This is a genomic window from Mycobacterium paraense (assembly GCF_002101815.1).
Classification (GTDB): Bacteria; Actinomycetota; Actinomycetes; order Mycobacteriales; family Mycobacteriaceae; genus Mycobacterium; species Mycobacterium paraense.
Genome location: NZ_LQPM01000006.1, coordinates 345,085 through 365,257 on the forward strand (window position 1 = coordinate 345,085; position 20,173 = coordinate 365,257).

Here is a 20,173-nt window from a genome sequence, read left to right on the forward strand (position 1 = left end):
ACATGGTGGCGACGCTGTTCTACGTTGACGCACTACCCGACACCGGCGCGCTGGCGGTCGTCGACGGCGACGAGGGCTTCCACGCCGCCACGGTCCGCCGGATCCGCCCCGGCGAGCGGCTGGTGCTCGGCGACGGCGCCGGCGGCCTCGCCCGATGCGAGGTCGAGCACGCCGGGCGCGACGGGCTGCGGGCGCGGGTGCTGGAGCGCTGGAGCGTCGAGCCCGGTCGCCCTGCGGTGACGGTGGTGCAGGCGCTGCCGAAGTCCGACCGCTCGGAGTTGGCGATCGAGTTGGCCACCGAAGCCGGCGCCGACGGGTTCCTGGCCTGGCAGGCCGCCCGCTGCGTGGCCCACTGGGAGGGCGCCCGTGTGGACAAGGGCCTGCGCCGGTGGCGCGCCGTCGCCCGCTCGGCGGCCCGGCAGTCCCGCCGGGCGCACATCCCGCCCGTCGAGGGCGTGCTGTCCACCGCGGCCCTGATCCACCGGGTGCGCGACGACGTCGCGGCCGGGTCGGCGGTGCTGGCCCTGCACGAGTCGGCGACCGACCGGCTCGCGGATCACCATGTCGGCCAAGCGGATTCGGTCCTGCTGGTGATCGGGCCCGAGGGCGGCATCGCCCCCGACGAGATCGACGCGTTGACCGCGGCGGGCGCGGTGGCGGTCCGGCTGGGCCCTCAGGTGCTGAGGACGTCGACCGCCGCCGCGGTGGCGCTGGGCGCGCTCGGCGTGCTCACGCCGCGCTGGGACGCCGCCGGCTTGGACGGCGGCCAGTGAGGCCTCGGCGGCGCCGCGTCAGAAAACGCTGAGCTGACGCACGATCTCGAGGTTCGCTCGGTCCCCTTCCGCTTGCACCCCGAGGGCTTCCCACGTTCCGCGTTGACTGACCCATCGCACGAATGCGTCGGCGTCGGAAGTGATCTGGGCCGTGACGTCCCCGTCCCCGAAGCGCAGCGTGCGCGCGCAACCTCCGGTCAGGCGAACCTCCACCGCGCCGTCGATGCGCCCGAGCAGGGCGGCGTTCTGCTGGGGCAGCGCTGCCTCGATCCAGTCGACGGTCGGCTCCAGCCGCGATCCGTCGGAGGCCGGCGGCTCGGCCCGCAGCGGGCCATGCGGCTGCAACAGGTCGTGCCTGATGTGTACGTAATGCTCGAAGGCGAACGCCGCCGGTATCGCCGACGCGGGATAGGTCCCGACATCCCCGAGCGGCACCTCGAAGTCCTGGCCGTCCGCCGCGGCAAGGACCTCGAGGCCCTTCAGGCTGACCGACTCGTAATCGTCGGCGATTTCCCGCGAGCTCATGGAGCGGCGCGACTCGACGTAGAGGTCGGCCGCCCGCTCGGCGGGCAGTCCGGCGGGATCGGGCAGCCGCGACGGGTCGACGGCCAGCCAGAAACTGCACGCCATGTGGGACACGACGTCCCGCACCGACCAGCCCGGGCATCCGCTCGCCTGCGCCCAGGCGGATTCTTCGAGGAGCGGAAAAATCGCCAGCAGCGCCGCCCGGTCCGCCTCGACGGCCTGTATCGCTGAACTCATCGCACCGTGTCCCTTTCCGTGGTGGGGCCGTCCCGCTGCTATCTTGAGAGCGAGATTCATACAGTATGTATGAACCTACATACAGTATGTATGAAAGGCAACCGATTTGACCGACGATCGCCGCACCCAGGCGGAGCGCTCCGCGGAGACACGGGAGGCGCTGGTGACCGCGGCGCGGCCCTTGTTCGCGGCCCACGGTTTCTCGGAGGTGGCCCTGGAGGCGATCGTGCGATCGGCGGGCGTGACCCGCGGCGCGCTCTACCATCACTTCGCCGACAAGACCGAGCTGTTCGCGACGGTCTTCGAGCAGGTCGAGGCGGAGGTCGCCGCCCGGATGGGCGAGGCCATCGCGGCGACCGGCGAAACCGATCCCATAGAGGTCATGCGGTTGGGCGCCGCCTTCTGGCTGGACGCCTGCTCCGATCCCGAAATCCAGCGCATCGCGCTGGTGGACGCGCCGGCGGTGCTCGGTTGGACGCGGTGGACCGAGATCGGCAACCGCTACAACATCGGGTTGGTGCGGACGCTGCTCTCCAGCGCCATCGAAAGCGGGCGCATCCCGCCGCAACCGGTCGACGCGACCGCGCTGACGATGCTTGGCGCCATGCGTGAGGCGACCCTCTACGTGGCGAGGGCGGACGACCATGACATGGCACGCCGGGAAGCCGGCGCGGTCATCGATCGGTTGATCCGGGCCCTTACCGCAGGCGACGGTGACTAGAAGGCTGACCATCGGGTGCCCCCGGCGTAGACTGAGTCAGCTGAGCAAACCCCTGACAAGCCGAGGAAGCAGGTATCGGAAACCACGTGACGCCCCGCGAAACTAGCGCTGCCGGCGCACCTTCGGGCTCTGCCCAAGTTCGCAGCAGCATCAATGTTCCGCCCGACCTCGTTGTGGGCCTGCTCGGCTCCGCCGACGAAAACCTGCGCGCCCTCGAACGCACGCTGAGCGCCGACCTACACGTGCGCGGCAATGCCGTCACGATCTCCGGCGAGCCCGCCGACGTCGCGCTGGCCGAGCGGGCGGTCTCCGAGCTGATCGCCATCGTCGCGGGCGGCCAGCCGTTGACGCCGGAGGTGGTGCGCCACAGCGTCGCCATGCTGGTCGGCACCGGCAACGAATCCCCGGCCGAGGTCCTCACGCTGGACGTCTTGTCTTGGCGCGGCAACACGATCAGGCCCAAGACGCTCAACCAGAAGCGCTATGTCGACGCCATCGACGCCCACACCATCGTCTTCGGCGTCGGCCCCGCGGGCACCGGCAAGACGTACCTGGCCATGGCCAAGGCCGTCCACGCGCTGCAGACCAAGCAGGTCAGCCGGATCATCCTGACCCGGCCGGCGGTGGAAGCCGGTGAGCGCCTTGGGTTTCTGCCCGGCACGCTGAGCGAGAAGATCGACCCGTACCTGCGGCCGCTGTACGACGCGCTGTACGACATGATGGACGCCGAACTGATCCCGAAGCTGATGTCGGCCGGGGTCATCGAGGTGGCGCCGCTGGCATACATGCGTGGGAGAAGCTTGAATTCGGCGTTCATCGTCCTCGACGAAGCCCAGAACACCACCGCCGAACAAATGAAGATGTTCCTCACCCGGCTGGGCTTCGGATCGAAGATGGTCGTCACCGGGGACATGACGCAGATCGATCTGCCCGGCGGCGCACGATCGGGCCTGCGCTCGGCGGTCGACATCCTCGATAGCGTCGACGACATCTGCATCGCGGAGCTGACCAGCGTCGACGTGGTGCGCCACCGGCTGGTCTCGGAGATCGTCGAAGCCTATGCCCGCTACGAGGAGCCGGGCTCGGGGATGAACCGGGCGGCCCGGCGGGCCTCGGGCGGCCGCGGCCGCCGATGAGCATCGAGGTCTCCAACGAGTCGGGCATCGACGTGTCCGAGGTGGAGTTGGTCAGCGTCGCGAAGTTCGTGATCGCGCGGATGGACGTCAACCCGAGCGCCGAGCTGTCGATGGTGCTGCTGGACACCGCGGCGATGGCCGACCTGCACATGCGCTGGATGGACCTGCCGGGACCGACGGACGTGATGAGCTTCCCGATGGATGAGCTCGAGCCCGGCGGCCGCCCCGACGCGCCCGAGCCGGGACCCGCGATGCTGGGCGACATCGTGCTGTGCCCGGAGTTCGCCGCCGAACAGGCGGCCGCGGCGGGCCACAGCCTCGGACATGAGTTGGCGCTGTTGACAATTCACGGCGTGCTGCACCTGCTCGGCTACGACCACGGCGAGCCGGCCGAGGAAAAAGAGATGTTCGCCCTTCAGGACCGGCTGCTCGAGGAATGGGTCGCCGAACAGGTCGAGGTTTACCAGAAAGACCGCCAAGAGGAGCGCGACCGCCGGTTGCTGGACAAGTCAAGGTATTTCGACAATTGACCGGCGTTTCCCAGCTGCTGGGCGCGATCGCGCTGATCGCTCTGGGCGGGCTTTTCGCGGCGATCGACGCCGCCATCAGCACGGTGTCGCTGGCGCGGGTGCAGGAATTGGTGCGCGAGGAGCGGCCGGGCGCGGTGTCGCTGTTCACGGTGATGAGCGAGCGGCCCCGCTACATCAACCTGATGGTGCTGCTGCGCATCATCTGCGAGATCACCGCGACCGTCTTGTTGGTGGTGTTCCTCTATGACAACTGGGGCATCAGGTGGGGGCTGTTCGGCGCGGCCACCATCATGGTGGTGACGAGCTTCGTCGTCATCGGCGTCGGCCCGCGCACGCTCGGTCGCCAGCACGCCTATTCGATTTCCTTGGTGACCGCCCTTCCGCTGCGGGTGATTTCGTGGTTGTTGATGCCGGTGAGCCGGTTGCTGGTGGTGCTGGGCAACGCCCTCACCCCCGGCCGGGGGCTGCGGAACGGGCCGTTCGCCTCCGAGATCGAACTGCGCGAGGTCGTCGACTTGGCCCAGCAGCGCGGCGTGGTGGCCGCCGACGAGCGCCGGATGATCGAGTCGGTCTTCGAGCTCGGTGACACCCCGGCCCGTGAGGTGATGGTGCCGCGCACCGAGATGATCTGGATCGAAAGCGACAAAACCGCCAGCCAGGCGACGAACCTGGCCGTGCGCAGCGGTCACTCCCGGATTCCGGTGATCGGCGAGAACGTCGACGACGTCGTCGGGGTGGTCTACCTGAAAGACCTTGTCCAGCAGACGTTCTCCTCGCCCGATCGGGGCCGGGACACCAAGGTGTCGCAGGTCATGCGCCCGGCGGTCTTCGTGCCGGACTCCAAGCCGCTGGACGCGTTGCTGCGCGAGATGCAGCGCGACCGCAACCACATGGCCCTGCTGGTCGACGAGTACGGCGCGATAGCCGGCCTGGTCAGCATCGAGGACGTGCTGGAAGAGATTGTCGGGGAGATCGCCGACGAGTACGACCAGGCGGAAACCGCCCCCGTAGAAGAGTTGGGCGACAAGCGATTCCGGGTGTCGGCGCGACTGCCGATCGAAGATGTCGGCGAACTGTACGACGTCGAATTCGACGACGACCTCGACGTCGACACCGTCGGCGGCCTGGTTGCCCTGGAATTGGGCCGAGTGCCGCTGCCCGGGGCCGAGGTGGTCTCGCATGGGCTGCGCCTGCGCGCCGAGGGCGGCCCCGATCACCGGGGCCGGGTGCGGATCAACACCGTTCTGGTGAGCCCGGCGGAAACCGACGGGGACCTGCGATGACGCCGAACGTGCACTCACGGCGAAAAATGACGCAGAAATTCGCCATGAGTGCACGCTCGGCGTTGGGAAGCCATGACTGAATTCCGTTCGGGTTTCGTGTGCCTGGTGGGCCGGCCGAATACCGGCAAGTCCACGCTGACCAACGCGCTGGTCGGCACGAAGGTGGCGATCACCTCGACGCGGCCCCAGACCACCCGGCACACCATCCGCGGCATCGTGCACCGCCCGGATTTTCAGATCATCCTCGTCGACACCCCCGGCCTGCACCGGCCGCGGACCCTGCTGGGCAAGAGGCTCAACGAACTGGTCCGCGACACCTACGCCGAGGTCGACGTGATCGGGCTGTGCATCCCGGCCGACGAGCCGATCGGCCCGGGCGACAGATGGATCGTCGAGCAGATACGCGCGGTCGCTCCCAAGACCGCGCTGGTGGCCGTCGTCACCAAGATCGACAAGGTGCCCAAAGACCGGGTGGCCGCGCAGCTGGTCGCCGTCAGCGAGCTGGTCGGCGACTCGGCCGAAATCGTGCCGGTCTCGGCGGTGACCGGCGCGCAGGTCGACATCCTGATCGACGTGCTGGCCGCGGCGCTGCCCGCCGGCCCGGCCTACTACCCCGACGGTGAGCTGACCGACGAGCCCGAAGAGGTCCTGATGGCCGAGCTCATCCGCGAGGCCGCCCTCGAGGGGGTCCGCGACGAGCTGCCCCATTCGCTGGCGGTGGTGATCGACGAGGTCAATCCGCGCGAGGACCGCGATGACCTGATCGACGTGCACGCGATCCTCTACGTCGAGCGGGACAGCCAAAAGGGCATCGTCATCGGCAAGGGCGGCGCGCGGCTGAGGGAAGTGGGGACCGCCGCCCGCGCCCAGATCGAGAAGTTGCTGGGCACCAAGGTCTATCTCGACCTGCGCGTCAAGGTCGCCAAGAACTGGCAGAGCGACCCCAAACAGCTTGGTCGGCTTGGCTTTTAGGAGAAGGTTTTCTCCGGCTCGCAGCGGGTAGCCGTCGCGTATGACGCAACCACAGTTAGCCCTCGTGACCGGCGCGTCCAGCGGCATCGGGCTGGAACTGGCCAAGCAGTTCGCCCAGCACGGCTTTGACCTCGTCGTGGCCGCCGAAGACGATGCCATCAAAGACGTGCCGGAAAAGCTTTCCCAGTGGAGCGCCGCCGTGCAGCCGGTGCAGGTGGACCTGCGCACCCCGGAAGGGGTGGAGCACCTCTACCAGAGCACGATCGAGGGCGACCGCGTGCTGGCCGCAGCGGCACTCAATGCGGGCATCGGGCGCGGCGAGATGTTCCTCAAGAGCGAGCTCGCCGACGACCTCAGCATCGTCGACCTCAACGTGCGCTCGACGGTGCATCTGGCCAAGCTGGTGCTGCGCGACATGGCCAACCGCGACACGGGCAAAGTGCTGTTCACGTCGTCCATCGCGTCTCAGATGCCGGGCTCCTATCAGCCGGTGTACAACGCGTCGAAGTCCTTCGTCCAGTCGTTCGCCGAGGCGCTTCGTGACGAATTGCGCGACACGTCAATCACTGTCACGGCTCTGATGCCCGGGCCGACGGACACCAACTTCTTCGGGCGCGCCAAAATGGTCGACTCGCTGATGGGCAAGGGCCCCAAGGACGATCCCGCCAAGGTCGCGCGGCAGGGCTTCGAGGCCTTGATGCGCGGCGACCAGAAGGTGGTCGCGGGATCGGTCCTGGTCAAGGCGATGGGCATGGCGAACCGCGTGCTGCCCGATCAGCTCAAAGCCGTTGGCAACCGGGTCATGTCGATGCCGCGGGGCTGATAGCGGGCTAAGCCAGCACCCGGATCGTCTGCAGCGACGGGTCGGCCGCGTCGGGAACGTTCATCCCCGCCTTCACCCCGGAACACAGGTAGTCCAGCACGGCGTCGTTGAGGCGCTCGCCGGGCACGACGGCGGGGATGCCGGGGGGATAGGGGGTGACCTGTTCGGCGGAGATCCGCCCCGCGGCCCGGTCGGTGGGCACCGCCTCGGAGCGCCCGAAGAACGCGTCGCGCGGCGGGCACACGTTGTCCAATTGCAGTTCCTCGGGTGACGGCAGGTCGATCCGCGGCGGAGGGTCGAAATCGCTGGCGGCCCTGCGCCATTCGGCGAGCGCCTGGGTGAGGCGTCCGGCGGTGGTCTTGTCGTCGGCCATGGACAGGGTCGCCAAAATGCGGCGGTGGTCGCTCATCCCGATATCGATGTGGGCGTGCGAGCGCAGCCAGTCGGCGGCCTGATATCCAGAGGTGCCCGTCGCCGACACGTCCATCATCACCTGCATCCGGTCCAGGTCGTGGGACGCCTCCACCCCGAGCAGCTCGTCGTCCAGCACCTCCACGTCCGGGATCAGTTCGATGTCCTGGCGCAGCTCGTGCGCCAAATCCAATGCGGCACCGAGCAAGTCGTGACCGTGCTCGACCATCTGCCGGCGCCAGCCGTCGATCGCGGCGTAGACCAGGACGCTGGGGCTGGTGGTCATCAGCAGATCCGCGCAGGCCGACAGGCGATCCTGGTCGATCCGGTCGCCCTGCAGGTGGAACACCGAGCCTTGTTCGAAACCGGCGCCCATCTTGTGCACGCTGACCACGCAGATGTCCGCGCCGGCGTCCATCGCCCAGGTCGGCAGGTCCTCGTGGAAGGGCAGATGAGCGCCCCACGCCTCGTCGATGATCAACGGCTTGCCGCGCGCGTGGCACACCTCGGCGATCCCGGCGATGTCGGCGCAGGTGCCGTAAGGGCTGGGGCTCACGACGAGCGCGCCGGCGGCGTCGGGGTGCTTGGCCCACGCCTCCTCGACCTGCTCGGGGGAGGGCGGATGGGAGAAATGGCGTTCGGCGTCCCAGCGGGGTGTGATCCAACGGGGCTGCACGCCGGAGAAGATCAGGCCCGCCACCACGGACTTGTGGCTGTCGCGGCTCACCAGCAGGCTGCCGTCGCCGCCGGCCACGGCCATCATCGCGGCCTTCACCGACAGGGAGCTGCCGCAGGTGGAAAACCATGCGATGTCGGCCCCCACGGCGTCCGCCATCAGGTCCTCCGCGTGCTTGAGGTATCCGTTGCTGGTCCGGCGGTCATCGAGCCCGCCGCTGGCCAGCACGTCATCGAGGAACGGTTCCCGGCCCAGCACCGCCAGCACCCGGTTGTCGGCCCCGCGGCCCTGCCGGTGCCCCGGTGGGGTGAACCCGTACCGGTTCTTTTCCCGATAGTCGGCGACCGCATTCAGCAGGGGAGCGTCAGATTGGTCCATGCAATGGGGATACCCGCGTTGTCGCGGGCTAAGAGCGCGGCCTCGCGGCCGCGGCGGCTCACATACGCGACGGCGGCGCCCCGGCAGGCGGGGTGTCGGCACCGGCGTGCCACCACACCGGCGGCTGCCTGGTGGACCAGCCGCAGACGGCCTCCAACTCGGCGGCCAGCGAGATCAGCAGGCCCTCACTGTTTGCTGGCCCCATCAGCTGCACGCCGATCGGCAAACCCTCGGAGGTAAATCCCGCTGGCACGTTGATCGAAGGCCACCCCAGCAGGTTCCACGGCCAGGTCAACGGGCACGCGGCGATCATGGCGCGGTCGGTGCCGAAGCTGCCCAACCGGTCGAACGCGCGCGCCAACGGCGGCGGCTCGGCGGTGGTCGGGGCCAGCACCACGTCGACGATGTCGAAGATGGAGCCGACCCGGCGCTGGTCGGCCGCCTCGTGGCGGCGCGCGCTGCGCAGAATCGCCTGCCCGAGCACCTGGCCGAGGCGCAGGTTGGACACGGTGCGGGGGTCCAGGATCACGCCGTCGCCCAGCCGCTCCTCCCAATCCCGCAGGCCCGCGGTGGACCGGGCCAGGAAGTTCCACGACAACCGAAGTCCGTAGTCGGGATTGCCGGGCACCACCTTGTGCCCGAGCAGCTCGAGTTGCTTGCCCATCGCCCGCGTCGCCGCGAGGATCTCGGGGTGCAGCTTGGTCCGAAAACCGTTGTACGGGAACCGGGTCGACAGCGCGATGTTCAGCGGGCCGGGCGCCTTGCCGACATAGTCGGACGCCGTGATCGGGGGCGGCTTGTGCCGGTCGCCCTCGACGTTGCCTGACGCGGCGTCGAGCACCAGCGCCGCGTCGGCCACGGTGCGGGCCAGCACGCCGTTGACCGTGATGCCGTTGAACGCCTCGGGCAGCGGCCAGGTGGAGATGCGGCCGCGCTGCGGCTTGATGCCGACCAGGTGCGTCCAGGCCGCGGGGATGCGCACGCTGCCGGCGCCGTCGGAGCCGATGGCGGCGGTGACCAGGCCCGCCGCCACGGCGGCCGCACTACCGCCCGACGATCCGCCCGGGGTGTGCCGCCGCGACCAGGGATTGCGGGTGTGGCCGAAGCCCGGCCCGCTGGTGAACGGCCATTGCCCCAGCTCGCAGGTGTTCGTCTTGCCGACGATCACGGCGCCGGCAGCCTTCAGGCGGCGCACCACCTCGGCGTCCTGGGTCGCGGGCGCGACGTACCCCTGGGTGCCGAAGGCGGTGGGCACTCCGGCGACGTCGACGTCGTCCTTGACCGCGATCGGGATGCCCAGCAACGGCGCGGTGTCCCCGGCGGCGCGTCGCCGGTCGGCCTCCGCCGCGTCGGCCAGCGCCGACTCGGTCAGCACCACCCGGAAGGCGTTCAGCGTCGGCTGGCTGGAATGGATGGCGTGCAGCGAACGGCTCACGAGTGTGGTGGACGTCACTGAGCGGCTGGCCAGCTGATATAGCAGGTCAGTCAGTGTAGGCAAGCGCTGACCGCCGGATCCGGAAATGGACCCGGTGCCCGCCCCGGAAGCGCCGATCACGGGGTACGAGACTAACGGCGCGGATACCCGCATTGTCGCGGCGGGGTGCAAAACTATGGTGATGCGGCTATATCGAGACCGAGCTGTGGTGTTGCGCCAGCACAAGCTCGGCGAAGCCGACCGGATCGTCACCCTGCTGACCCGCGACCATGGCCTGGTCCGCGCGGTGGCCAAGGGCGTGCGCCGCACCCGCAGCAAATTCGGTGCCCGGCTGGAGCCGTTTGCCCACATCGACGCGCAGCTGCACCCCGGCCGCAATCTCGACATCGTCACCCAGGTCGTCTCCATCGACGCGTTCGCTACCGACATCGTCAGCGACTACGGCCGGTACACCTGCGGGTGCGCGATGCTGGAAACCGCCGAACGCCTCGCCGGCGAGGAGCGGGCGCCCGCCCCGGCGCTGCACCGGCTCACGGTGGGCGCGCTGCGCGCGGTGGCCGAGGGACGCCGGCCGCGTGACCTGTTGCTGGACGCCTACCTGCTGCGCGCCATGGGAATCGCCGGATGGGCGCCCGCGCTGTCCGAGTGCGCCCGGTGCGCCACACCCGGCCCGCATCGGGCGTTTCACGTCGCCGCCGGGGGCAGCGTCTGCCCGCACTGCCGCCCGGCCGGCTCGACCACCCCGCCGCCGGGTGTGCTGGATCTGATGGCCGCGCTGCACGACGGGGACTGGGAGGCCGCCGAGGCGTCGCCGCAATCGCACCGCGGCTACGTCAGCGGGCTGGTGGCCGCGCACTTGCAGTGGCATCTGGAACGGCAGCTCAAAACGTTGCCGCTGGTAGAGCGGACATACCAGGTCGACCGCACCATCGCCGAACGGCGCGCAGCGCTGATCGGGCAGGATACTGCCTGTGGCTGAGCGCAAGCCGAAGTCGACCGACTTCCCGCAGCTGCCCCCCGCGCCCGACGACTACCCGGTCTTTCCCGACAAATCGACCTGGCCCGTCGCCTTCCCGGAGCTGCCGCCGTCGCCCGGCGGCGGCCCGCGCCGCCCCCCGCAGCACACCTCCAAGGCGGCCGCGCCGCGGATTCCGGCCGACCGATTGCCCAATCATGTGGCCATTGTGATGGACGGCAACGGCCGCTGGGCCACCCAGCGCGGTCTCAGCCGGACCGACGGCCATCGGGCGGGCGAGGCGGTCGTCATCGACATCGTCTGCGGCGCAATCGAAATCGGGATCAAGTGGTTGAGCCTTTACGCGTTTTCCACCGAGAACTGGAAGCGTTCGCCCGAGGAGGTCCGCTTCCTGATGGGATTCAACCGCGACGTGGTGCGCATGCGCCGGGTCAACCTCAACACGATCGGGGTGCGGATCCGGTGGGTCGGTTCGCGGCCCCGCCTGTGGCGCAGCGTGATCAACGAATTGGCGATCGCCGAGGCGATGACGGACGGCAACGACGTCATCACCGTCAATTACTGCGTGAACTACGGCGGCCGCGCCGAGATCACCGAATCCGCAAGGGAGATAGCCCGTTTGGTGGAGGCGGGCAGGCTGAAGCCCGACCGGATCAGCGAGTCGACGATCTCGCGGCACATGCAGCGGCCCGACATCCCCGACGTGGACCTGTTCCTGCGGACGTCGGGGGAGCAGCGGTCCAGCAATTTCATGTTGTGGCAGGCGGCGTACGCGGAGTACATCTTTCAGGACAAGCTGTGGCCCGATTACGACCGCCGCGACTTGTGGGCGGCCTGCGAGGAGTACGCGGACCGCAATCGACGGTTCGGGAGCGCCTGATGCCATCACTGCAGGAGCGGCTGGCTTCGATACTGCGGGACGCCCTTCCGATCGAGGAGGAGCCCGACGGCGCGCTGACGCTGCGCCACAACGGCACGCTGGCCTCGCTGCGGGTGGTCAACATCGCCGAGGGCCTCGACCTGGTGTCGCTGACCCAGATCCTGGCCTGGGATCTGCCCCTGACCAAGAAGATCAGCGACCAGATCGCCAAGCAGGCGCACGACAGCAACTTCGGCAGCGTGACGGTGGTCGAGAAGGTCAATCAGAAGGCGGTGCAACGCAATTCCGGCAAGGCCGCGGCCAAGACCGCGGACGTGATGCTGCGCTACAACTTTCCCGGCGGCGGCCTGACCGACGACGCGCTGCGCACCATGATCCTGCTGGTGCTCGACACGGGCGCGGAGATAAGACGTTCGGTGATCCGCTAGGACACCGCCGCCTGGGTCGGCGTGCCCTCGAGCGTCTCCTCGCGGCCGCCGGTGCGCAGCAGCGCCGGCATCGTGTTCGGGTCGTAAACGGCCGGGCGGGTCGAGTCGACGAACCGCTCAATGACCTCGACGAAGCGGTCGGGGTGGTCGTGGAACGGCATGTGTCCGGAGTCCTCGAAGATCTCCATGCGGGAACCGGGCATCGCGGCGTGCGCGGTGTGCGCGTGATCCACCGGGATGATCAGATCGTCCTCGCCCCAAATGATCTGCACCGGAACGGATTCCACGAGATAGCTGCGGTCCAGCATGGTGACGTATTGACCGCGCGCGTCCACCACCGATCGCAGGGTGCGCGCGAACGCCGCCAGCCCGTCGCGGTCCAGGAAGCCCTCGAGCAGGTCGACGACCTCGGCGGCATCGCGGCCGAACCTGGTGGAACCCAGCGCGGACTGCACGGCGCGGCCGACGCGCCGGATCGTGGGCATCACCCCGGGCGCGCGCAGTACGCCGAGCGCCTCGGCGCCCAGCGGCATCGCCGCCAACCGCAACGCCAGGCTCACGTCCTTCGCGACGCCGCCGGCGCTCACCAGCACGATGCGCTCCACCAGCTGGGGGTATTGGTAGGCGAATTGCATCGCGACGCCGCCGCCGAACGAATGCCCGACGACGGTGACGCGGTCGATGCCGAGCACGGCGAGCAAATCGCGCATGCCGTTGGCGAAGGCCGGCAGGGAGTAGTCGGCGTGCGGCTTGTCGGACTCGCCGTGGCCCAGCAGGTCCGGCGCGATGACGGTGAACCGCTGCGCAAGCTTGGCGTGCACCGTGTCCCATGACTTGGAGTTGTCGCCGACGCCGTGGATCAGCAGCAGGGCCGGTCCCGACCCCGCGATCCGGAAGGCACGGCGGTACCCGTGGATCGTGCGGAATTGCAGTGACGGGGCCTCGACCTCGCGGACCGGCCGCAGACGGGGCGATAGTTCCTTGCGCATCGTGTGCTCACTTCCCTTGAGGTGTTGTCTCGGCCCGTGGGCCACTCATGGGTAGGAGCACGCGGCGGACGCGTGTCGGACACTTTTTTCAGAAACTTTTTTCCCGCGCGCCTAGGAGCGGCACTGGGCGCAGGTTCCGAAGATCTCGATGGTGTGGCTGACGTCGGAATAGCCGTGCTTGGCGGCCACCTGCGCCGCCCATTCCTCGACCTCGTGATCGCCCACCTCGATGGTGGAACCGCAGCATCGGCACACCAGATGGTGGTGGTGATGTTCCGAGCACCTGCGGTACACCGACTCGCCGGTGTCGGTGCGCAGCGTGTCGACCATGCCCGTCGCCGCCATCGACTGCAGCGTCCGGTACACCGTGGTCAGGCCGATGTTCTCGCCGCGGCGGCGCAGCTCGTCGTGCAGCTCCTGGGCCGAGCGGAATTCGTCCAGGGTGTCCAGCAGCGTGGCGATCGCGGCCCGCTGGCGGGTGGAGCGCACGCTGGCGCCCGTCACGGTGTGTCCTCGCTCGCGTGGGCGACCGCGTCGACGACGATGTGCGCCAGGTGGTGGTCCGCCAGCCGATAGAGCACCTCGCGGCCCGACCGTTCGCCGGCCACCACGCCCGCCGCCTTCAGGATCTTGAGATGCTGGCTGACCAGCGGCTGCGGCACGCCGAGCGCGTCGACCAGTTCGTGTACGCAGCGGTGCGATTCGCGCAACTGCAGGACGATGGCGATCCGCACGGGCGCGGCCAGCGCGCGCAACAGCTCGCCCGCGGCATCGAGGATCTCCCGCGGCGGCGGGACGGGGTATTCGGGGAACTCCGCGTGCTCACCCGGGCCGGCCCCGCCATGCTCGTGGGGCAGCACGCTCAGCTCGGATCCCATGTCGTCGCCGGCGGCGGCCGGCACCGAAGACGTTGAGGACGTCGCCATGGGAGAGTCATCACCTCGAGAACTGGGAGGCCCGCCGCGGGAATCGCGATCGGCGCTTTCCACTGTCACATGCGTAATGACGCATGTCAAAGTTCGCCGCGCCGGTCGATACCATGGCTGATGTTTTGCGAGCGGCGCCTCGGCGGCGCCCCGTCTGCCTGGATCTTCGAGAAGGAGTGCACAGCCCCGTGGCGTCCGTCATCGACACCGTAGTCAACCTCGCCAAACGGCGGGGCTTCGTCTTTCCCTCGGGCGAGATCTACGGGGGCACCAAATCGGCGTGGGACTACGGCCCGCTGGGCGTGGAGCTCAAGGAGAACATCAAGCGCCAGTGGTGGCGCGCGGTGGTTACCGGCCGCGACGACGTGGTCGGGCTCGACTCGTCGATCATCCTGCCCCGGCAGGTGTGGGTGGCCTCCGGCCACGTCGAGGTCTTCCACGACCCGCTGGTCGAGTGCCTGAACTGCCACCACCGGCACCGCCAGGACCACATGCAGGAGGCCTACGCGGCGAAGAAGAACATCGCCGACCCCGATTCGGTCCCGATGAGCGAGATCGTCTGCCCGGATTGCGGGACCAAGGGGCAGTGGACCGAGCCCCGCGAGTTCAACATGATGCTCAAGACGTACCTCGGCCCGATCGAGACCGAGGAGGGGCTGCACTACCTGCGTCCCGAGACCGCGCAGGGCATCTTCGTCAACTTCGCCAACGTCGTGACGACCGCGCGTCGCAAGCCGCCGTTCGGCATCGGGCAGATCGGCAAGAGCTTCCGCAACGAGATCACCCCGGGCAACTTCATCTTCCGCACCCGCGAGTTCGAGCAGATGGAGATGGAGTTCTTCGTGGAGCCGTCGACCGCCAAGGACTGGCATCAGTACTGGATCGACACGCGGCTGCAGTGGTATGTCGATCTGGGCATCGACCCGCAGAACCTGCGCCTGTACGAGCACCCGCAGGACAAGCTGTCGCACTACTCGGACCGCACCGTCGACATCGAGTACAAGTTCGGCTTCGCCGGCAATCCGTGGGGCGAGCTGGAAGGCGTCGCCAACCGCACCGACTTCGATTTGTCAACGCACGCAAAGCATTCCGGGGCCGACCTGTCGTTCTACGACCAGGTCACCGACTCCCGGTACACGCCCTACGTCATCGAGCCCGCGGCCGGCCTGACGCGGTCGTTCATGGCGTTTCTCGTCGACGCCTACAGCGAGGACGAAGCCCCCAACGCCAAGGGCGCCATGGAAAAGCGGACCGTTCTGCGGCTCGACCCGCGGCTGGCGCCGGTCAAGGCGGCGGTGCTGCCGCTGTCCCGGCACGCCGACCTGAGCCCCAAGGCTCGCGACCTCGCGGCCGAACTGCGCAAGTGCTGGAACATCGATTTCGACGACGCCGGGGCCATCGGCCGCCGGTATCGGCGCCAGGACGAGGTCGGCACGCCGTTCTGCGTGACCGTCGACTTCGACTCGCTCGAGGACGACGCCGTGACCGTGCGCGAGCGCGACACCATGACGCAGGATCGGGTCGCGATCGGCGCCGTCGGCGATTACCTGGCGGCCCGCCTGAAGGGCTGCTAGGCGCCGCGCCACAAACGATTCGCACAATTCGTCTTCGCTTAATCGGCGTCATCGGTTGAATGCGTCGAGTAATTAAATTGCCCCCACCGCATTTGTTGCCGCGCATTCTGCTGTGCGGGCGGATCGGCGCTGCTGAGGGGCGTCTTGGCGCGCCACGCGCGACCGCCTGGCCGGTCGTCCGCCCCGTCGTTTTCGGATTGAATCAAGTTTGCGTTCTCGATTGATTCAAGTTTAGGAAAAAATAGGGCTTTTGCACGGTATTTGTCTTACGATCCGGCCGTGGTGTGTGTTGATTTCCGGGGGGCGACGAGGCCGCTGGTGCGGGCCGCTGAGCGGGGGTCGTGATGGTGTTGGATTTTTCCTGGTTGCCTCCCGAGATCAATTCGGCGCGAATCTTCGAAGGCGTGGGTTCGGGGCCCCTTTTTATGGCGGCGTCGGCGTGGGACGGGTTGGCGTCGGACCTGGCGGGGGCCGCGTCGTCGTTCAACTCGGTGGTGACGGGTCTCACCGACGGGTCGTGGACCGGTCCGTCGGCGGCGGCCATGGCGGCGGCCGCGGTGCCGTACGTGGGGTGGTTGAACTCGGCGGCGGGGCAGGCCGGGGCCGCGGCGGCTCAGGCCCGCGCGGCGGCGACGGCGTTTGAGTCGGCGTTGGCGGCGACGGTGGCTCCCGCGGCGGTGGCGGCCAATCGCACCCAGTTGATGGAGTTGATTGCGGCGAACATCCTCGGCCAAAACACCCCGGCGATCTTCATGACCGAGTTCGAGTACATGGAGATGTGGGCCCAGGACGTCGCCGCGATGCTGGGCTACCACGGCGGGGCGATGGGCGTCGCCGCGGCGCTGCCGGCCTTCAGCCTGCCGCCGCTGAGCCTGGCGGGCCTGACGGCGCCGCTGGCCGGCGTGGCGTCGCAGGTCGCCGGGCTGGCGTCGTCGGTGGCGGGTGCGGTCGGGTTGACGGGCGCGATGACCGTGGCCGGGTCCGCCGTGCAGCAGGTGTCGGGCCTGGCCTCGTCCCTGCCGATTTCGTCGTTGTCGACGGTCGCTCAGCTCGGGATCATGCCGGTCAGCATGATGATGTCGCCGATCATGATGGCGGCCCAAGCCGGAATGGGCGCCTCGAATTCGGCGGCGCTGGCCGGAGCGACGGGTGCCGCTGCCGGCGGCGCCGATGCGGCGAAGTTCGTCAGCGAGGCCGCTCCCGCGATGAAGGGCCTGGGCGGCGTGGGCGGCCTGGGCGGCGCGTCCGCGGACATGGGGAAGGCGCGGCTGGTCGGGGCGATGTCGGTGCCGCCCACGTGGCAGGGGTCGACGCCGTCCCGGATGGTCAGCGCGGCGATGTCGGGGCTGGGCAGCGAGGTGCCGGCCGCCGCGGCGGCGGGGGCGCCGATGGGCGGCGGTATGCCGTTCATGCCGATGCCGATGGGCGGCATGGGCGCCGGCGCCGGGATGCCCGGCGGGATGATGGGCCGCGGCGGGGCCAGCCCGAATGTCGTGCAGTCACGACCCAGCGTCGTACCGCGGGTCGGAGTGGGGTAGGGCGGGGGTGATAGGTCGGGGCTTGCGTGTGGGCGCCGCAACGGCGTCTAACTGAAATTTCGGTTTCTGATGGAAGGAGTGGCGTGGTGGCTACTCGGTTTATGACCGACCCGCATGCGATGCGGGCGATGGCAGGTCGTTTCGACGTGCACGCACAGACGGTTTCGGATGAGGCGCGCCTGATGTGGGCGTCGTCGCAGAACATTTCCGGCGCCGGTTGGAGTGGGGCGGCTTCGGCGTCGTCGTACAACACGATGGGGCAGATGAATCAGGCGTTTCACAACATCGTGAACATGCTGCAGAGCGTGCGCGACGGGCTGATCCGCGACGCGAACAACTACGAGCAGCAAGAGCAGGCTTCTCAGCAGATTTTGAGCAGTTAGTGGCTTTCAGGCGTTAGGAGATTTGTGCGATGACGATTAACTACCAGTTTGGCGATGTGGACGCCCATGGCGCGACGATTCGCGCGCAGGCGGCGTCGTTGGAGGCCGAGCACCAGGCCATCGTGCGCGATGTGTTGGCTGCGGGTGACTTCTGGGGTGGCGCCGGTTCGGTGGCTTGCCAGGAGTTCATCACCCAGTTGGGTCGCAACTTCCAGGTGATTTACGAGCAGGCCAACGCCCACGGCCAGAAGGTGCAAAGCGCCGGCAGCAACATGGCGAGCACCGACAGCGCCGTCGGGTCCAGCTGGGCCTGAGCAGCCGTCCGAGGGCGTGGGTAACGCCCCGGTGTTACCCACGCCCGAGGGGTTCGAAGACACCAATACGCCCCCGCGGGTAACGAGAACCGGTCTCGGACGCAAATTCGGCGCCAAGACGGGTTAGACGGTTTGGTGAAACCCCGGATTTTTGATGGGCGATGGACTTAGGATCGGCCCGTGGTGTCTGTTGATCGTTGGACTGTGCCGTTGATGCGGCTGGCTGGCTTGGGGGTGTGATGGTTCCCGCTTTTACGTTCTTCCCGCCGGAGATCAACTCGGCGTTGATGTTCGCCGGGGCGGGTTCAGGGCCCCTGTTCATGGCGGCCTCCGCTTGGGACTCCCTGGCGACGGACCTCGCCGGTGCCGCGTCGTCGTTCCAATCGGTGGTTTCCGGGTTGACCGACGGGCCCTGGGCGGGCCCGGCATCGATGGCCATGGCGGCCGCGGCGACGCCCTACGTGGGGTGGTTGAGCGCGGCGGCCGGGCAGGCGGAGTCGGCGGGCCTGCAGGCGCGCACCGCCGCGACGGCGTTTGAGTCCGCGCTGGCGGCGACGGTGCCCACGCCCGCGATCGCCGCGAACCGCGCCCAGCTGATGGCGTTGATCGCGACGAACATCCTCGGCCAGAACACGCCGGCGATCTTCATGACCGAGTTCGAGTACATGGAAATGTGGGCCCAGGACGTCGCCGCGATGGTGGGCTACCACGGCGGGGCGATGGGCGTGGCCGCGGCGCTGCCCGCGTTCAGCGTTCCGCCGGTGAACCTGGCGGGTCTGACCGGGCTGTTGTCGGCGCCGCTGGCCGGGGTCACCTCGCAGGCCGTCGGACTGGCGTCGTCTGTGGGCGGCGCGATTACGGCCCCGGTGGCCTCCGCGGTGGCGGTGGCCGGGCCGGCGGTTTCGCAGGTCTCCGCTTTGGCCTCGGCCGCACCGATTTCGTCGCTGTCGACGGTCGCCCAGGTCGGCATGATGCCGGTGAGCATGATGATGTCGCCGATCATGATGGCCGCCCAGGCGGGAATGGGCGCGTCGAATTCGGCGGCGCTGGCCGGAGCCACGGGTGCCGCGGGCGCCGTCGATCCGGCGAAGTTCGTCAGCAGCGCCGTCCCGAAGGGGCTTGGCGGCGGCGGTATGGGCGGCCTGGGTGCCGCGGAGGCCGGTTTGGGCAAGGCCCGGCTGGTCGGGGCGATGTCGGTGCCACCGACCTGGCAGGGCTCGGCGCCGTCCCGGATGGTCAGCGCGGCCATGTCGGGCATGGGCGAGATGCCGGCCGGCGCCGCGGCGGCGGCCGGGGCACCGATGGGCGGCGGCATGCCGATGATGCCGATGCCGATGGGTGGCATGGGCGCCGGGGCGGGCATGCCCGGCGGCATGATGGGCCGTGGCGGCGCCAGCCCCACCCATGTCGTGCAGTCGCGGCCCAGCGTGGTGCCGCGCACCGGGGTCGGATAGGTCGTCGGAAAGGGCAGGTGATAAGCCGGGCCGCGAATCGGCGGCCCGAGGGCCCGGGTCTGTGGCCATACTGCGGTCGCGCCAAGCGGAGCATGCTGCTCTCACCTGGATTCCGTCATCGGTTTTCGCCCACGATCTTGCGCTGTTTCTAAAAGAGGCGAAATCGCTGAATCCCGGATATTGTCCTCAGAATTGACTTACGATGCGAAGTGCCTGGTGGTGCTGTATTCGCCGCCGGGTTCGAAACTGAACGAAACGGCTGTGGAAGGGGGCACCGTGCTTTTGCCTCTTGGTTCCCCGCTGCCGGACGATGCGGTGTCGGCAAAGCGAGGCGAGTCAGGGATGCTCGGCGGCTTATCGGTTCCGCTGAAGTGGGGGGTGGCTGTTCCCCCGGACGATTACGACCATTGGGCACCGGAGCCGGAAGAAGGCGCCGATGCCACCGCGCAGGCGGCCGACGGGCTCAACCCGGAGGCGACCGGCGAGGGCATGGACGAGTGGAACGAGTGGGCCGAGTGGAGCGAGTGGCAAGCCGAGGCGGAACCCCGCTTCGACCTGCCGCGCACTACCAGCGTGGTACCGACGTCGCCGGCTGCGGGCTGAGGTTTTCACGCGCAATCCAGACCAACCTGAATGAGAAATCCAGGAAGTTAAATTCAGAAGGAGAAAGGCAACATGGCAACACGTTTTATGACCGACCCGCACGAGATGCGGGCGATGGCGGGCCGTTTCGAGGTCCACGCTCAGACCGTTGAGGACGAGGCTCGCAAGATGTGGGCGTCGTCGATGAACATCCCTGATGCCGTCGAGT

Annotated in this window: 22 protein-coding genes and 1 pseudogene; 17 read left to right on the top strand and 6 right to left on the bottom strand. The window is 68.6% G+C overall.

The window, feature by feature from the left end; all coding sequences use genetic code 11:
- Nucleotides 1-2: 2 nt before the first annotated feature.
- On the top strand, nucleotides 3-773 hold the full coding sequence (locus AWB89_RS04885) for a 16S rRNA (uracil(1498)-N(3))-methyltransferase (protein WP_085171956.1): 771 nt from the start codon (nucleotides 3-5) through the stop codon (nucleotides 771-773).
- An 18-nt stretch (nucleotides 774-791) separates the two neighbouring features.
- Here the strand turns inward: AWB89_RS04885 and AWB89_RS04890 are convergent, their stop codons facing one another.
- Nucleotides 792-1,535: a maleylpyruvate isomerase family mycothiol-dependent enzyme gene (locus AWB89_RS04890; protein WP_085171958.1), complete on the bottom strand. Its 744-nt coding sequence runs from the start codon at nucleotides 1,533-1,535 to the stop codon at nucleotides 792-794.
- Nucleotides 1,536-1,641: 106 nt separating this feature from the next.
- Between AWB89_RS04890 and AWB89_RS04895 the strand changes: the two genes are divergently transcribed.
- The 6 genes from AWB89_RS04895 (at nucleotide 1,642) to AWB89_RS04920 (ending at nucleotide 7,000) form a co-directional block, all read left to right on the top strand.
- Entirely contained in the window at nucleotides 1,642-2,256 is a 615-nt protein-coding gene (locus tag AWB89_RS04895) for a TetR/AcrR family transcriptional regulator (RefSeq protein WP_085171960.1), read from the top strand.
- 86 nt (nucleotides 2,257-2,342) lie between these two features.
- Nucleotides 2,343-3,392: a PhoH family protein gene (locus AWB89_RS04900; protein WP_085104178.1), complete on the top strand. Its 1,050-nt coding sequence runs from the start codon at nucleotides 2,343-2,345 to the stop codon at nucleotides 3,390-3,392.
- Nucleotides 3,389-3,922, top strand: a complete 534-nt coding sequence (gene ybeY / locus AWB89_RS04905) for an rRNA maturation RNase YbeY (RefSeq protein ID WP_085104176.1) — start codon at nucleotides 3,389-3,391, stop codon at nucleotides 3,920-3,922. Before AWB89_RS04900 ends, ybeY begins: the two co-directional genes overlap by 4 nt.
- Entirely contained in the window at nucleotides 3,919-5,205 is a 1,287-nt protein-coding gene (locus AWB89_RS04910; protein ID WP_085171962.1) for a hemolysin family protein, read from the top strand. Before ybeY ends, AWB89_RS04910 begins: the two co-directional genes overlap by 4 nt.
- A 72-nt stretch (nucleotides 5,206-5,277) precedes the next feature.
- Nucleotides 5,278-6,177 (top strand): GTPase Era, encoded by a 900-nt coding sequence (era, locus tag AWB89_RS04915; RefSeq protein WP_085171964.1) that lies wholly within the window; start codon nucleotides 5,278-5,280, stop codon nucleotides 6,175-6,177.
- Nucleotides 6,178-6,217: 40 nt separating this feature from the next.
- A complete protein-coding gene (locus AWB89_RS04920; RefSeq protein WP_085104170.1) occupies nucleotides 6,218-7,000 on the top strand; it encodes an SDR family NAD(P)-dependent oxidoreductase in 783 nt (260 codons plus the stop codon).
- Between the two features lie 7 nt (nucleotides 7,001-7,007).
- On the opposite strand, the gene AWB89_RS04925 is transcribed toward AWB89_RS04920, so the two are convergent.
- Both AWB89_RS04925 and AWB89_RS04930 read right to left on the bottom strand, forming a co-directional pair.
- Nucleotides 7,008-8,465 carry an aminotransferase class I/II-fold pyridoxal phosphate-dependent enzyme gene (locus tag AWB89_RS04925; protein WP_085171966.1) on the bottom strand — a complete coding sequence of 486 codons (1,458 nt, stop codon included), beginning with the start codon at nucleotides 8,463-8,465 and terminating at the stop codon, nucleotides 7,008-7,010.
- Nucleotides 8,466-8,523: 58 nt separating this feature from the next.
- Nucleotides 8,524-10,020 (bottom strand): amidase, encoded by a 1,497-nt coding sequence (locus tag AWB89_RS04930; RefSeq protein ID WP_085171968.1) that lies wholly within the window; start codon nucleotides 10,018-10,020, stop codon nucleotides 8,524-8,526.
- Nucleotides 10,021-10,081: 61 nt separating this feature from the next.
- On the opposite strand from AWB89_RS04930, the gene recO reads away from it, so the two are divergent.
- Genes recO through AWB89_RS04945 form a run of 3 tightly spaced genes read left to right on the top strand, consistent with a single transcriptional unit; the run spans nucleotide 10,082 to nucleotide 12,184 of the window.
- Nucleotides 10,082-10,879, top strand: coding sequence for a DNA repair protein RecO (gene recO / locus AWB89_RS04935; protein WP_085104237.1), 798 nt, complete (start codon nucleotides 10,082-10,084; stop codon nucleotides 10,877-10,879).
- Nucleotides 10,872-11,756: a decaprenyl diphosphate synthase gene (locus AWB89_RS04940; RefSeq protein WP_085104164.1), complete on the top strand. Its 885-nt coding sequence runs from the start codon at nucleotides 10,872-10,874 to the stop codon at nucleotides 11,754-11,756. The genes recO and AWB89_RS04940 overlap by 8 nt, the downstream gene beginning before the upstream one ends.
- Nucleotides 11,756-12,184 carry a hypothetical protein gene (locus AWB89_RS04945; RefSeq protein WP_085104162.1) on the top strand — a complete coding sequence of 143 codons (429 nt, stop codon included), beginning with the start codon at nucleotides 11,756-11,758 and terminating at the stop codon, nucleotides 12,182-12,184. Before AWB89_RS04940 ends, AWB89_RS04945 begins: the two co-directional genes overlap by 1 nt.
- Here AWB89_RS04945 and AWB89_RS04950 read toward each other — a convergent pair.
- The 3 genes from AWB89_RS04950 to AWB89_RS04960 form a co-directional block, all read right to left on the bottom strand.
- Nucleotides 12,181-13,173, bottom strand: coding sequence for an alpha/beta fold hydrolase (locus AWB89_RS04950; RefSeq protein WP_085171970.1), 993 nt, complete (start codon nucleotides 13,171-13,173; stop codon nucleotides 12,181-12,183). The genes AWB89_RS04945 and AWB89_RS04950 overlap by 4 nt on opposite strands.
- A gap of 111 nt (nucleotides 13,174-13,284) precedes the next feature.
- The gene (locus AWB89_RS04955) at nucleotides 13,285-13,677 is read right to left on the bottom strand and encodes a Fur family transcriptional regulator (protein ID WP_085171972.1); all 393 of its coding nucleotides are present in this window, start codon (nucleotides 13,675-13,677) and stop codon (nucleotides 13,285-13,287) included.
- Nucleotides 13,674-14,099: an ArsR/SmtB family transcription factor gene (locus AWB89_RS04960; RefSeq protein ID WP_139830888.1), complete on the bottom strand. Its 426-nt coding sequence runs from the start codon at nucleotides 14,097-14,099 to the stop codon at nucleotides 13,674-13,676. Before AWB89_RS04960 ends, AWB89_RS04955 begins: the two co-directional genes overlap by 4 nt.
- A 176-nt stretch (nucleotides 14,100-14,275) precedes the next feature.
- Between AWB89_RS04960 and AWB89_RS04965 the strand changes: the two genes are divergently transcribed.
- The 7 genes and pseudogenes from AWB89_RS04965 to AWB89_RS04995 form a co-directional block, all read left to right on the top strand.
- The gene (locus tag AWB89_RS04965) at nucleotides 14,276-15,673 is read left to right on the top strand and encodes a glycine--tRNA ligase (protein ID WP_162293296.1); all 1,398 of its coding nucleotides are present in this window, start codon (nucleotides 14,276-14,278) and stop codon (nucleotides 15,671-15,673) included.
- A gap of 344 nt (nucleotides 15,674-16,017) precedes the next feature.
- Nucleotides 16,018-17,211 (top strand): PPE family protein, encoded by a 1,194-nt coding sequence (locus AWB89_RS04970; protein ID WP_085171974.1) that lies wholly within the window; start codon nucleotides 16,018-16,020, stop codon nucleotides 17,209-17,211.
- A gap of 86 nt (nucleotides 17,212-17,297) precedes the next feature.
- Nucleotides 17,298-17,594: a WXG100 family type VII secretion target gene (locus AWB89_RS04975; RefSeq protein ID WP_085104235.1), complete on the top strand. Its 297-nt coding sequence runs from the start codon at nucleotides 17,298-17,300 to the stop codon at nucleotides 17,592-17,594.
- A 29-nt stretch (nucleotides 17,595-17,623) separates the two neighbouring features.
- Entirely contained in the window at nucleotides 17,624-17,908 is a 285-nt protein-coding gene (locus tag AWB89_RS04980; protein WP_068226688.1) for a WXG100 family type VII secretion target, read from the top strand.
- 239 nt (nucleotides 17,909-18,147) lie between these two features.
- A complete protein-coding gene (locus AWB89_RS04985; protein ID WP_085171976.1) occupies nucleotides 18,148-19,362 on the top strand; it encodes a PPE family protein in 1,215 nt (404 codons plus the stop codon).
- 342 nt (nucleotides 19,363-19,704) lie between these two features.
- Nucleotides 19,705-19,965, top strand: a complete 261-nt coding sequence (locus AWB89_RS28390) for a hypothetical protein (RefSeq protein ID WP_085104147.1) — start codon at nucleotides 19,705-19,707, stop codon at nucleotides 19,963-19,965.
- Between the two features lie 72 nt (nucleotides 19,966-20,037).
- Nucleotides 20,038-20,173 (top strand): annotated as a pseudogene (locus AWB89_RS04995) (WXG100 family type VII secretion target); the annotation flags it as partial.